Annotated in this window: 10 protein-coding genes; 1 reads left to right on the top strand and 9 read right to left on the bottom strand. The window is 72.9% G+C overall.

Annotation, left to right across the window (positions count from 1 at the left end; genetic code table 11):
- Positions 1-8 precede the first annotated feature (8 nt).
- The 3 genes from mqnC to ACH4KB_RS10200 form a co-directional block, all read right to left on the bottom strand.
- Positions 9-1208: a cyclic dehypoxanthinyl futalosine synthase gene (gene mqnC, locus ACH4KB_RS10210; protein ID WP_097872155.1), complete on the bottom strand. Its 1200-nt coding sequence runs from the start codon at positions 1206-1208 to the stop codon at positions 9-11.
- Between the two features lie 72 nt (positions 1209-1280).
- Positions 1281-3260, bottom strand: a complete 1980-nt coding sequence (locus ACH4KB_RS10205) for a protein kinase (protein ID WP_398065471.1) — start codon at positions 3258-3260, stop codon at positions 1281-1283.
- 409 nt (positions 3261-3669) lie between these two features.
- The gene (locus ACH4KB_RS10200; RefSeq protein ID WP_398065470.1) at positions 3670-4551 is read right to left on the bottom strand and encodes a menaquinone biosynthetic enzyme MqnA/MqnD family protein; all 882 of its coding nucleotides are present in this window, start codon (positions 4549-4551) and stop codon (positions 3670-3672) included.
- A gap of 331 nt (positions 4552-4882) precedes the next feature.
- On the opposite strand from ACH4KB_RS10200, the gene ACH4KB_RS10195 reads away from it, so the two are divergent.
- On the top strand, positions 4883-5086 hold the full coding sequence (locus tag ACH4KB_RS10195; RefSeq protein WP_003967102.1) for a cold-shock protein: 204 nt from the start codon (positions 4883-4885) through the stop codon (positions 5084-5086).
- Positions 5087-5246: 160 nt separating this feature from the next.
- On the opposite strand, the gene ACH4KB_RS10190 is transcribed toward ACH4KB_RS10195, so the two are convergent.
- The 6 genes from ACH4KB_RS10190 to ACH4KB_RS10165 all read right to left on the bottom strand — a co-directional run bounded on the left by ACH4KB_RS10190 (position 5247) and on the right by ACH4KB_RS10165 (position 12067).
- Positions 5247-6077, bottom strand: a complete 831-nt coding sequence (locus ACH4KB_RS10190) for an ABC transporter ATP-binding protein (protein WP_398065469.1) — start codon at positions 6075-6077, stop codon at positions 5247-5249.
- The gene (locus tag ACH4KB_RS10185; RefSeq protein WP_398065468.1) at positions 6074-7090 is read right to left on the bottom strand and encodes an ABC transporter ATP-binding protein; all 1017 of its coding nucleotides are present in this window, start codon (positions 7088-7090) and stop codon (positions 6074-6076) included. The genes ACH4KB_RS10190 and ACH4KB_RS10185 overlap by 4 nt, the downstream gene beginning before the upstream one ends.
- Positions 7091-7290: 200 nt before the next feature.
- Positions 7291-8148 (bottom strand): ABC transporter permease, encoded by an 858-nt coding sequence (locus ACH4KB_RS10180; RefSeq protein WP_398065467.1) that lies wholly within the window; start codon positions 8146-8148, stop codon positions 7291-7293.
- Positions 8145-9092: an ABC transporter permease gene (locus ACH4KB_RS10175; protein ID WP_361878614.1), complete on the bottom strand. Its 948-nt coding sequence runs from the start codon at positions 9090-9092 to the stop codon at positions 8145-8147. The genes ACH4KB_RS10180 and ACH4KB_RS10175 overlap by 4 nt, the downstream gene beginning before the upstream one ends.
- A 6-nt stretch (positions 9093-9098) precedes the next feature.
- The gene (locus tag ACH4KB_RS10170; RefSeq protein ID WP_398065466.1) at positions 9099-10817 is read right to left on the bottom strand and encodes an ABC transporter substrate-binding protein; all 1719 of its coding nucleotides are present in this window, start codon (positions 10815-10817) and stop codon (positions 9099-9101) included.
- Entirely contained in the window at positions 10814-12067 is a 1254-nt protein-coding gene (locus ACH4KB_RS10165) for a C45 family autoproteolytic acyltransferase/hydolase (protein WP_398065465.1), read from the bottom strand. Before ACH4KB_RS10165 ends, ACH4KB_RS10170 begins: the two co-directional genes overlap by 4 nt.
- Positions 12068-12242 lie beyond the last annotated feature (175 nt).

Below are 12242 nucleotides of genomic sequence, written 5' to 3'. Positions count from 1 at the left end.
GCCGAGGCCTAGTTGGCGTTGAGGAGCTTCAGCTCCGGGTGGGCCGTGCCGCCCTCGATCGCCGTCGAGGAGATGTGCGAGACCACGCGCTCGTCGACCGGGTCCAGCGCCGGGTCGTCGTGCACGACGAGGTGCTCGTACGTCGTGGCGCGCTGCGCGGGGACCCGGTCCGCCTTGCGGATCAGGTCGATGATCTCCAGCCGGTTGGAGCGGTGCTTGGCGCCGGCCGAGGAGACGACGTTCTCCTCCAGCATGATCGAGCCCAGGTCGTCCGCGCCGTAGTGCAGCGACAGCTGGCCGACCTCCTTGCCGGTGGTCAGCCAGGAGCCCTGGATGTGGGCGACGTTGTCGAGGAAGAGCCGGGCGATGGCGATCATCCGCAGGTACTCGAAGAGCGTGGCCTGCGTCTGGCCCTTCAGCTTGTTGTTCTCCGGCTGGTAGGTGTACGGGATGAAGGCGCGGAAGCCGCCCGTACGGTCCTGGACGTCCCGGATCATCCGCAGGTGCTCGATGCGCTCGGCGTTGGTCTCGCCGGTGCCCATCAGCATGGTGGAAGTGGACTCGACGCCGAGGCCGTGCGCGATCTCCATGATCTCCAGCCACCGCTCGCCGGACTCCTTGAGGGGGGCGATCGCGGTGCGCGGCCGGGCGGGCAGCAGTTCGGCGCCGGCGCCGGCGAAGGAGTCGAGCCCGGCGGCGTGGATCCGGCTGATGGCCTCCTCGGCGGAGACCTTCGAGATCCGGGCCATGTGCTCGATCTCGGAGGCGCCGAGCGAGTGGATGACCAGCTGCGGGTACGCCTTCTTGATCGCGGAGAAGTGCTCCTCGTAGTACTCCACGCCGAAGTCCGGGTGGTGGCCGCCCTGGAACATGATCTGGGTGCCGCCCAGCTCCACGGTCTCCGCGCAGCGGCGCAGGATGTCGTCGAGGTCGCGGGTCCAGCCCTTGGCGGTGTCCTTGGGCGGGGCGTAGAAGGCGCAGAACTTGCAGGCCGTCACGCACACGTTGGTGTAGTTGATGTTGCGCTCGATGATGTACGTCGCGATGTGCTCCGTACCGGCGTAGCGGCGTCGGCGTGCGGCGTCGGCGGCGGCGCCCAGCGCGTGCAGGGGCGCGGACCGGTAGAGGTCGAGCGCCTCCTCCGGGGTGATCCGACCGCCTTCGGCGGCTCGGTCGAGGACGGGCTGAAGGTCGGCCTTCTCGGTCACCGGGCTGTCACCTTTCGGCGGTTTTATCGACGTTCCTCGGACCGATCCAGCGTACGCCAGCCCTCGGCGCGGTCAGCCGCCGGACCTGGTGAGCTTCCCGTACGGGAGGCCCGCGGCGCGTTCCTTCGAGCGGTAGTCCATGGTGCCGTCGCCGGCGAGGCGGAAGACCACGTCCGCCTCGGTGCCGGTGCACAGGCCGGGTGTGCTGGGGCGGTCCGGGTCGGTGCGCTCGCGGATGTTCAGCTCCTTCGCGGTGCCGGAGGCGAGGGTGCCGACGCTGTTGCAGGTGACGGTGAGGCCGAACTGGGAGATCGTCGTGCTCATCCGGACGACCTGTTCGCCGCGTTTCCCCTCGGTGAAGACGGCGGTGAGGGTGCCGTGCGGCTGGCCGGTCGTCTTCTCGGTGACCGGCCCCTTCCAGGTGCCCAGGTACGCCTTCGGCAGCGCGCCGAGCGGGGACCCGCTCGCGTCGGCGGACTCGGCGGGCGTCGGCTTCCCGGAGCCCGGCGGGGAGGCGGAGCCCGACGGGGTCGCTGCGGCGTCGGTGCCCCGGTCCCGGTCGGCGTCGCCGCCCGGGAGGAAGCCGTCGAGCAGGCCCGTGCCGAGGGTGACGACCGCGAGCGCGCCCGCCACCGCCAGGGCGACCGTGCAGCTGACGCGGCGGCTCCGGCGCTCCCCGGGGGGCTGCCGGTTCTCGGCGCTGACGGTGAGGGAGAGGCGGGGGTCGCCGGCGCGCCGGCCCGGCAGCCCGTGCGCGCCGTCGCCGCCCTGGCGGTAGGTCCCGGCGTGCCTGGGGGGCGGGGGCGCGGTGGAGGCGGGTTTCGCGCGCGGAGGCGTCGGGGGCGGAGGCGGGGGCGGCGTGCCGTACGTGTCGTCCTGCGGATGCGGCGTGCCGTAGGCGTCGTCCTGCGGATGCGGGATCCGGTACGGCGCGTCCTGCGTCGCTTCCTGCGGCGCTTCCTGCGGCGCTTCCTGCGGCGTGCCCTGTGGCGCTTGCTGCGGCGCTTCCCGTGGGCGCGGTGTGCCGTACGGCGCTTCCTGCGGGCCCGGGGCGGGCGGGCCGAACTGCCCGCCCCTGCCCGGTGCGGCCGTTCCCGGGAGCGCCCCCAGTGACGCGCTGCTGAACGGCACCGGTCCCGACTGGACCGGCGCGTCCTGCGGTTCCAGGTCGAGCAGCGCCACCGCGGACCGGCTCAGCTCGCGCACCAGCCCGCCCGGCAGCCAGCCGCCCGCCACCATCGCCGCCGCCCCGCCGGGAGCGAGCACCCGGGCGAGTTCGGCCGGGGCGGGGCGGGCCGCCGGGTCCTTGGCGAGGCAGCCCGCGACCACTTCGAGCAGTTCGCCCTCCAGGTCGCCCAGTTCGGGTTCCTCGTGGACCACCTTGTAGAGGAGTACGGCGGAGGAGTCGCCCGGGAAGGGGGCCGCGCCCGTCGCCGCGTACGCGAGGACCGCGCCCAGCGAGAAGACGTCGGCCGCGCCGGAGACGTCCCGGCCCCGGATCTGCTCGGGCGCCATGTAGCCGGGCGAGCCGACGGAGACCCCGGTGGAGGTGAGCGAGACGGTCGCGCCGAGGGCCCGAGCGATGCCGAAGTCGATGAGGCGGGGCCCGTCGAGGGCGAGCAGCACGTTGGACGGCTTCACGTCACGGTGGACGATGCCCTGCCCGTGGACGACGGCGAGGGCCTCGGCGAGCCCCGCGCCCAGGGTGCGTACCGCGTGCTCGGGGAGCGGGCCGTGCTCGGTGATCGCCTGCGAGAGCGGCGGCCCGGCGACGTATCCGGTGGCGACCCACGGCACCGGTGCGTCCGGGTCGGCGTCCAGGACCGGGGCCGTCCACTGGGCGCCGATGCGCCGGGCGGACTCCACCTCGCGCCGGAACCGGGCGCGGAACTGCTCGTCGAGGGCGAAGTGGGGGTGCACGACCTTGACCGCGACCGTGCGCCCGCCCGCGCTGCGGCCGAGATAGACCCGGCCCATACCGCCCGCGCCGAGCCTGCCGAGCAGCCGGTAGGCACCGATGGTGTTCGGTTCGCCCGCTTCCAGCGGCTGCATATGGACTCCCCCTGTGAACCCTGCGGACGGTGAACCCGTGGACGGTAAACCCGGTGGACGGTCCGGACCCGGACCGAAGCCTAGGGGGCGCCAGGGGCGCGGGCACCGGGAAACGGCCGGACCATTCCCCCTTCTCCGGTCAGGAGGGGATCTTTTCGCCCCGGGGAAAGGCGCGATTGTGTTGTTGTACGGCCTCCCCCATTCCCTTTGCGGGTACGGACCCTTTGCGGCGCGGCGGGCCCTTTGCGGTACGGGCCCTTTGCGGGTACGGGTCCTTTGCGGTGCGGGCCCTTTGCGGTGCGGGCCCTTTGCGGGTACGGGCCCTTTGCCGGTACGGAAAGGGATTTCCTCCATTCCGCGGTCGGCCGCCCGGCCGCCCGGCCGCCCACCCACCGGGTCGCTCGGTCGCTCAGCCGCCGAGCAGCTCCACCTGGACGTCGACCGGGTAACCGGTGTCCCGGCCCGTGCGGCGGGCGAACTCACGGACGCCGGCCAGCTGGTCCGGGCCGAAGCGGAAGTCGAGCGTCGTGAAGTACCGCTCCAGCACCTCCGCGTCGAAGGCCTCCCAGCGGGCCGCCTGCTCCGCGACCTTGGCGACCTCCTCCAGGGAGAGGTCCCGGGAGGCCAGGAACGCCTGGTGGACCTGGGCCGCCTCTCGGGGGTGGGCAGCGAGGAAGTCCTTGCGGGCCGCCCAGACGGCGAAGACGAACGGCAGCCCCGTCCACTCCTTCCACATCTGGCCCAGGTCGTGGACCTGGAGCCCGAGCCGGGGGGCGTCGTGCAGATTGGCGCGCAGCGCGGCGTCGCCGATCAGCACGGCGGCGTCCGCCTCCTGCATCATCAGGCCCAGGTCGGGCGGGCAGGTGTAGTAGTCGGGGCGCACGCCGTAGCGCTCGGCCAGCAGCAGCTGCGCCAGCCGCACCGAGGTGCGGGAGGTCGAGCCGAGCGCCACCCGGGCCCGGTCGAGCTGCTCCAGCGGGCGCTGGGAGACGATCACGCAGGACATGACGGGCCCGTCGCAGCCGACCGCGATGTCGGGGAAGGCCACCAGATCGTCGGCGTTGCGCAGGTACTCCACGAGGGTGACCGGGCCGATGTCCAGGTCTCCCCTGATCAGCTGCTCGCTGAGCCGCTCCGGGGTGTCCTTGGAGAGCTCCAGGTCGAGCAGGGTTCCCGTCCGCGCCAGACCCCAGTACAGCGGGAGGCAGTTCAGGAACTGGATGTGGCCGACGCGGGGCCGGCTGCGACGGTCGTCGTCGCCTTCACGGGGGGAGACGGTTGAATTGTCCACATCGCGAGGCTAGACCCGCAGCCGCCCACGAGCACCACCGGGGCTCGCGCGCCCCCTCCCACGCCCTGTCCGCACCCCTGTCCACGCCCCTGCCCGCGCCCCCTTTCCGGGGCCTCCCGCCGGAGCCCGAGGAGGGCCGTCAAACATTCGGGTGAAGTGATCTTTCCCTCTACCGCTCGCCGGAGACTGCGTGCTAGGCTCGCCCGCAAGTTGCAGTTTGGTTTCCCTTGCAGTACAGAGCCTGCGGAGCATGTAACCCGCAGGCTTTTGTAGTTTTCAGACTTGTTTGCAGGTTCTGGAGCAGGGCAACCCTTTGGCCCAAGGAGGGCTTATGGCTACCGGAACCGTCAAGTGGTTCAACGCTGAAAAGGGCTTCGGCTTCATCGCCCAGGACGGCGGCGGCCCGGATGTCTTCGTTCACTACTCCGCGATCAACGCGTCCGGGTTCCGCTCCCTCGAGGAGAACCAGGTCGTGAACTTCGACGTCACTCAGGGACCCAAGGGTCCGCAGGCTGAGAACGTCACCCCGGCCTAGTTGCCCGGGTCGGTCGATCGCGGCCGTACATAGCAGTACCCAAGGAGCCCCGCTCCCCCGCTTCGGCGGAGGAACGGGGCTCCTGCCTGTGTACGACCGGATCGCCTGTACGACCGGATCGCCGGTGGACGCCCGGATCGCCGGTGGACGACCGCACCTGTCAGGCCACGGCGGACCGGGCGGCGACCGCGTCGGCGGGGTCCCAGCCGGCGCGCGGCACCGAGGCCAGCAGCAGCCGGGTGTAGGGGTCGCCGGGGTCGGCGAGCACGTCGGCGGTCGGGCCCTGTTCGACGGCCGTTCCCCGCCGCATCACGACGACCTCGTCGGTGATGTGCTGCACCACCGCCAGGTCGTGGCTGACGAAGACCAGCGCCACCCCGGTGTCCCGGCGGATCCCGTCGAGCAGGTGCAGGATCTGGGCCTGGATCGACACGTCGAGCGCCGCCACCGCCTCGTCCAGGACCAGCACCTTCGGGTCGACGGCGAGCGCGCGGGCGATGGCCAGGCGCTGCCGCTGCCCGCCGGAGAGCCCGTGCGGCAGGGCCTGGGCCTCGCGCGCGCCGAGGCCCACCCGGTCCAGCAGCCCGTCGGCCAGCTCCGCCGGCCGGCCGTGCAGCCGCAGCGCCGTGGTGAGGCAACGGCGGGCGGTGAGCCGGGGGTCGAGCGAGAGGTAGGGGTCCTGGAAGACCATCTGGATCTCCCGCGCGCGGGCCAGCCGGGCCGCCCTGCCGCGCGGGGCGGTGAGTCCCCGGGCCCGGCCCTCGACCCGGACCGTTCCGGCGTCCGGGCGGACCAGGCCCACCAGCATCCGGGCCACGGTCGTCTTGCCGGAGCCGGACTCCCCGACGATCCCGAGCGAACCGCCCGCCGGGACGGTGAAGCCGATGCCGTCGGCGGCGGTCAGGCGGCCCTTGCCGGGCAGCGGGTAAGTCTTGCGCAGCCCCTCGACCGCGAGCAGCGGGGAAGGGTCCTGCCCTGGGGAGAGCGTCATCGGTCGGTTCCCTTCCGCACGGTCTGCTGCTTCGGTGCCCGGGGTACGGGGACGAGTTCGGGCAGTCGGCGGCAGGAGGCGGAGCCCGTACCGCCGTCCGCGAGGGCCACCGGCTCGGGCCGCCAGGTCGCACACTCCGGTTCGGCGTCCGGACAGCGCGCCGCGAAGGGGCAGCCCGCGAAGGCGTCGGCCAGCGACGGCGGCTTCCCGGGGATCGGGCGGATCTCCCGGTGCTCCTCCCCCAGCGTCGGCGAGCAGGCCAGCAGCCCCTGGGTGTAGGGGTGGCGGGGCCGCTCGAACAGGTCGCCCGCGGTCCGCTCCTCGACGACCCGGCCCGCGTACATCACGTACACGCGGTCGCAGTAGGCGGCGGCCAGGTGCAGGTCGTGGGTGATGAACAGCAGGCCGAGGCCGCGTTCGGCGCGCAGGGTGCGCAGGAGGGCGAGGATCTCCGCCTGGGTGGTGACGTCGAGGGCGCTGGTCGCCTCGTCGGCCAGCAGCAGCCGGGGCTCGGCGGCGAGCGCTCCGGCGATGACGACGCGCTGGAGCATCCCGCCGGAGAGTTCGTGCGGGCGCTGGCGGGCCCGGCGCTCCGGTTCGTCGAGCCCGACGGCGTCCAGCAGCTCGACCGCGCGCGCCCGGGCGGCCGCTCCGGTCACCCCGGTCCCGGCGGCGGCGAGCCGCTCCACGAGGAAGTCGCCGATGCGGCGGACGGGGTTGAGGGCGGCGCGCGGGTCCTGGTGGACCAGGGCGACGGTCCGGGCCCGGTGGGCGCGCAGCTCCTCGCCGCGCAGGGCGAGGACGTCGCGGCCCGCCACCCGTACGGAACCGTCGAGGGCCGTCCCTTCGGGGAGCGTACGGAGGGCGGCCTTGGCGGTCGTGGACTTGCCGGAGCCGGACTCGCCGACCAGGCCGACGACTTCGCCGCTCGCGACCCGCAGGGACACCTGGTCCAGGACGGGCCGGGCGGTGCCGGGGAGGCGGAGGGTGAGGTGGTCGATGTCGAGGAGCACGGTGTCACTTCCTGCTGCGGCGTGAGCCGCTGTGTCGTGTCCCGGTGCGGCATGAGCCGCTGTGTCGTGTCCCGGTGCGGCATGAGCCGCTGTGTCATGTCCCGGTGCGGCATGAGCCGCTGTGTCATGTCCCGGTGCGGCATGAGCCGCTGTGTCATGTCCCGGTGCGGCATGAGCCGCTGTGTCGTACGGCATGGGCCCTACCTCCCGTTGGCGAGTCGGTCGGCGGCCCGGACCCCGACGACGTTGAAGGAGACCACCACCAGGGCGATGGCGATGCCGGGCACCAGGGCGGGCAGCAAGGCCCCCTGGACGACGGCGGCCTGCCCCTCCTGCACCATCAGCCCCCAGTCGGAGCTGGGCGGCTGGGCGCCGAAGCCGAGGTAGGAGAGCGTGGCCAGGGACATCAGGGCCTCGCCGAAGAGGACCACCAGATAGCCGATGACGGAGCGGCCGAGGTTGGGGACGAGGTGGAAGGCGCAGATCCGCAGGCCGCCCATGCCCTGGACGCGGTAGGCGTCGATGTAGGGCTTGCGCCGCTCCCCGATGGCCACGGAGCGGGTGTACTTGGCGACGGTCGGCGTGTAGGCGAGGCCGAGCGCCAGCACGGAGGTGGTCATTCCGGCTCCGAAGACCGCGATGATCAGCACGGTGAACAGCAGCCCCGGGAACGCGTACATGACGTCGGTGAGCCGGGAGATGACGGTGTCGGCCCAGCCGCCGCGCCAGGCCGCCAGGGTGCCGAGCGCGATGCCGAGCACGGCGGCGATGGCGAGCAGGAGCGCCGGGGCGACGAGGCTGGTGCGGGCCCCGTACAGCACCCGCGACAGCAGGTCCTGGCCGGAGGAGTCGGTGCCCAGGAGGTGGTCGCCGGTGGTACCGGCCAGCGAGGCGGAGAGGTCGATGGCGTCGGGGGCGTACGGGGCGATCAGCGGGGCGAGGAGGGCGGCGAGCACCACCAGGCCGAGGACCGCGCCCGCGAGGATCGCCCCGTAGGGGCGCCGGGCGGCCGGGATCTCCACCGGGGTGCCGGCCGGGACCAGGGTCGGGGCGGTCATACGGCGGCCTCCTTCACGCGCGGGTCGAGCAGCGGGTGGACGAGGTCGACGAGGGTGGTGACCACGATGTAGCCGGTGACCATGAGCAGCAGGACCGCCTGGGCGACGGGGAAGTCGTGGGTGTTGATCGCGCCGACGAGCAGCGAGCCGATGCCGCTGATGCCGAACGCGGTCTCCACGACGACCGTGCCGGCGAGCATCCCGGCCATGACCAGGCCGCACATGGTGACGATCGGCCCCAGGGCGTTGCGCAGGATGTGGCGGCGGACGATCTCGCGCTCCGGGATGCCGGAGGAGCGGGCGGCCTCCACGTGGTCGGCGGCCCCGGCGTCGGCCATCGCCTGCCGGGTGACCCGGCTGATGATGGCGAGCGCGCCGAGCGCCAGGGCCAGGGCGGGCAGGGTCAGATGGTGCAGGGTGCCGGTGAAGCCCTCGCCTCCCCCGGTGACGGGGAACCAGCCGAGCTGGACGCCGAAGACGGCGGCGAGCGCGATGGCGGAGACGAACGAGGGGACCGAGGCGGCCAGCGTCGTACCGCCGACCACGGCCGAGTCGACCCAGGTACCGCGCCGGACGGCGGCGAGGATGCCCGCGCCGACGCCGAGGACGACGAAGAGGACGGTCGCGTACGCCACCAGGGCCAGGGTGGTCGGGAAGCGGGCGACGAGCAGGTCGGCCACCTGGTCGCTGTATTTGAAGGAGCGGCCGAGGTCGAAGTGGAGGCAGTCGCCGAGCCAGCGGCCGTACTGCACGACGAGGGGTTCGTCGAGGTGGTACTGCGCTCGGACCAGCTCCAGCTTCTCGGGGGTGAGTTTGTCGCGGCCGCCGGCCAGGAAGACGGCGGGGTCGCCGGGGGCCGCGTACACGGCGGCGAAGATGACGAAGGAGGCGGCGAGGAGGGTGGCCAGCAGTCCGGCCAGCCTCCGGGAGATCCGGGCGAGCATCGCGGGTCAGCCCTTCTTGGCGCCGAGTTCGGCGGCCCAGGGGTAGTAGAGGTACGCCATGGAGGCGGGCGGTCCGGTCAGCTTCTCGTCGAGGACGAGGACGGAGGGGACCTGGGCGACGGAGATCCAGACGGCGGCGTCGGTGAACTTCTTCTGGACCTCGGCGGCGAGCTTCGCGCGCGCGGCGTCGTCGAGGGTGGCGAGCGCCTTCTTGACCGTGGCGTCGTAGGCGGGGTCCGCGAAGCCGACCCAGTTGTTGGAGGAGCCGGTGAGCGCGTTGTCGTAGAAGCCCATCGGGTCGGCCTTGGAGATGTACCAGTCGCCGACCAGGACGTCGATGCCGCTGCGGGCCTCGGGGTCGCTGTAGAACTGCTCGAACTGGGCGGTGGGCACGGTCTTGATCTGCCCGGTGAGCCCGATCCGCTGGAGGGCGGCCCGGACGGCGTTGGCGACGACGGTGCGGCCCTGGCTGGCGTCGGTGCCGATGACGATCGGGGTGGCCGCGTCGGCGCCGGAGTCCTTCACCAGCTTCTTCGCGGCGGCGATGTCCTCGGCGTCGGGGCTGGCGGGGGCGGCCGGGTCGGCGGCGCGCTGGGCGGCCTCGAAGGCCGGCTTCTCGTAGCCCCAGGCGCCGGAGCCGACCGGGGTGGACCAGGGCTGGACCATCCCGCCGTAACCGGAGGCGGCGATGCCCTTGCGGTCGAGCGCCAGGGAGAGCGCGCGGCGCACGGCCGGGTCCTTCAGTCCGCCGCGTGCGGTGGGGATGAGGACGAGGGAGGAGGTGGAGGGGCCGTAGTACTGGGTGATGCCCTTCTTGCCGTCGAGGGCGGCGGCGGTGTTGGGCGATTCGGCGTACGCGCCGTCGGCGGCCCCGGTGGTGAGCGCGTTGACCAGGGCGCTGTCGGTGGCCCAGCGGAAGGTGACGCGCTTCGTCAGCGGTTTGTCGCCCCAGTAGTCGTCGTAGCGCTCGATGGTGATGGAGTCGCCGGACTTCCAGTTCGCCAGCCGGTAGGGGCCGGTGCAGGCGTCGGGCTGTCCGGGGGTGCCGAAGTCCCGGCCCGCCTTCTCGACCTGCTCCTTGTTCCAGACGATGCCCGCGTCGCCGGCGAGCGCCTTGAGGAAGAGGGCGTCGGGGGCCTTGAAGGAGAGGGTGATCTCGCGATCGCCGGTCTTCTTCATGGAGGCGACGTTCTCGAACTCGTCGCCCTGTTCCATGTCCGGGTCGGCGTGCCGCTGAAGGCTCCAGAGCACGTCGTCGGCGGTCATCGGGGTGCCGTCGTGGAAGGTGACTCCGGAGCGGAGCTTCAGGACGAGGGTGGTGTCGTCGGGGGTTTCGACGCTCTCGGCGAGGAAGGGTTTCGTCGTCATGTCCGGCTGGAGCTGGTAGAGCCGCTCGCAGACGTTGGTGAGGACGACCCGGCCGGCGCTGGAGCCCTGGGTGTCCAGGTCGAGGGAGTCCGGTTCGTCCTCCAGGAGCCAGCGGGCTTCGGGGAGTTCGCCCTTGGCGGCGGCCGTGGTCGGGGTGAGGGTGAGCCGCGAGGCGTCGGCGGCGGCGCCGCTGCCGGCGGGCTTGGTGGCCCCGCTGCATCCGGCGGCGAGCAGGGCGGCGACGACGGCTCCGGCGACCGGGGCGGTACGGCGCAGGGAACGGCGGGGAGCGGCAGCGGGTCCCGCGTGGCCTTCGGCGGCGGGCGGACAGAGGGTGTCGGGCGTGCGGTGGGTCATGGCTGGGTTCCTGTCGGTTCCGGGCCGCCGTGCGGGCCGTCGTAGAGGTTCCAGGGAAGGTGCTGGTACTCGCGGTCGCAGGGGGTTCCGGCGGTCACGTGGTAGTCGCCGGTGGTGAGGTCGGCGAGGGAGGAGACGAGGGTGGTCCAGTGCTCGACGGCCGGCCGGCGCGGGTCGGGGTGGGTGCACAGGGACTCGGGGTGGCCGAGGTGGTCGGACATGGCCCGGCGGATCAGCTTCCGGGACTCGTCGGGTCCGGTGGAGTGGCGCAGGGCGGCCAGGCCCTGTTCGGCGCGGGGGACGCGGACCAGGGAGTCGGAGGACATCGGGCGGTAGCCGGCGGCGGCGAGCGGGGCGGGGATGCCCGCCTGGTAGTGGTTGCCGTGCACCAGCAGGCCGTCGGTCGGATACATCCAGCCGTGCCCGGCGGGGGTGGTCTCCAGGTCGATGGCGAAGCCCTCGCGGCAGGTGAGCAGGGCGTTGCTGGCGATGTGGGCGCGGGTGCGGCAGAGCACGTCGAGGGCGTCGGCGATGTTGTCCTGGTCGAGGACGGTGCGCCGCACGACGGTCTGGGGCAGTCCGATCCGGTCGTCGAACCGGCCGCCGAGGCCGTTGGCGTTGAAGGCGATCCCGGCGGAGTTGGCGCCCTGGCGGCCGACCTGTCCGGCCTCCACCTGCATGATCAGGGTGGGTTTGGGCGGCTGGACGATCCGGATCATGACGACGGTGTCGGCGACCCCGGCGCGCCAGTCCCAGTTCTGTCCGGCGTAGACGTGGCCGTCGCCGCTGGCCGGGCCGTACGCGGCGAACGAGGTGCAGCCCTCGGCGGGTTCCTCGTCGACCGGTCCCTCCGTCGGCCCGTCGGAGGCGATCTCGGCGAAGGACTTGTCGTAGATGACCTCGCCGCGTGCGTTCAGCGCGAGGACGTCCAGCAGGCCGGTGCCCGCGCCGTCGGCGATGCCCCGCATCTCCTCCACGAGGTGGGGGGCGTAGGCGCTCACGGGCTCCAGCCAGCGGGCGGCGCGGGCGGTGACCTTGTCCCAGGTGAGTCCGGCGGAGCGGCCGAACGCCTCCTCGTAGTAGCCGAGGGCGGCGTGCAGTTGGGGGCGGACGGCCTCGCCGTACTGCCGGCCGCGCTCCAGCGGGGAGCCGGAGATCTCGATGACGGGGAGGACCCGGGCGGCGGAATCCGTAGGCGGGGGTGAGGAATCCGTGGGGACGGGGGCGGATTCCGTGGGAAGGGGTGCCATGCTTCTCCTCGCGACGGAACGCTTCGGCGACCGACGGACAAGGACCGGGACCGGGACCGGAGACCGGGACCGGAGACCGGAGACCGGGACCGGAGACCGGAGGCCGGGACCGGAGACCGGAGGCCGGGACCGGAGGTCGGGAACCAGCACGGTCCTGTAACGTCGATTTCAGAAT

The organism is Streptomyces sp. NPDC017520 (assembly GCF_044329855.1).
Classification (GTDB): domain Bacteria; phylum Actinomycetota; class Actinomycetes; order Streptomycetales; family Streptomycetaceae; genus Streptomyces.
The sequence above is the reverse complement of the archived record's forward strand: the minus strand, read 5'-3'. Positions and strand labels throughout refer to the sequence as shown.

What these genes read in the sequence shown, in the direction of transcription:
- ACH4KB_RS10205 (WP_398065471.1), bottom strand. Translation starts at nt 3,260, where the DNA reads ATGCAGCCGCTGGAAGCGGGCGAACCGAACACCATCGGTGCCTACCGG.
- ACH4KB_RS10195 (WP_003967102.1), top strand. Translation starts at nt 4,883, where the DNA reads ATGGCTACCGGAACCGTCAAGTGGTTCAACGCTGAAAAGGGCTTCGGC.
- ACH4KB_RS10190 (WP_398065469.1), bottom strand. Translation starts at nt 6,077, where the DNA reads ATGACGCTCTCCCCAGGGCAGGACCCTTCCCCGCTGCTCGCGGTCGAG.
- ACH4KB_RS10180 (WP_398065467.1), bottom strand. Translation starts at nt 8,148, where the DNA reads ATGACCGCCCCGACCCTGGTCCCGGCCGGCACCCCGGTGGAGATCCCG.
- ACH4KB_RS10175 (WP_361878614.1), bottom strand. Translation starts at nt 9,092, where the DNA reads ATGCTCGCCCGGATCTCCCGGAGGCTGGCCGGACTGCTGGCCACCCTC.
- ACH4KB_RS10170 (WP_398065466.1), bottom strand. Translation starts at nt 10,817, where the DNA reads ATGACCCACCGCACGCCCGACACCCTCTGTCCGCCCGCCGCCGAAGGC.
- ACH4KB_RS10165 (WP_398065465.1), bottom strand. Translation starts at nt 12,067, where the DNA reads ATGGCACCCCTTCCCACGGAATCCGCCCCCGTCCCCACGGATTCCTCA.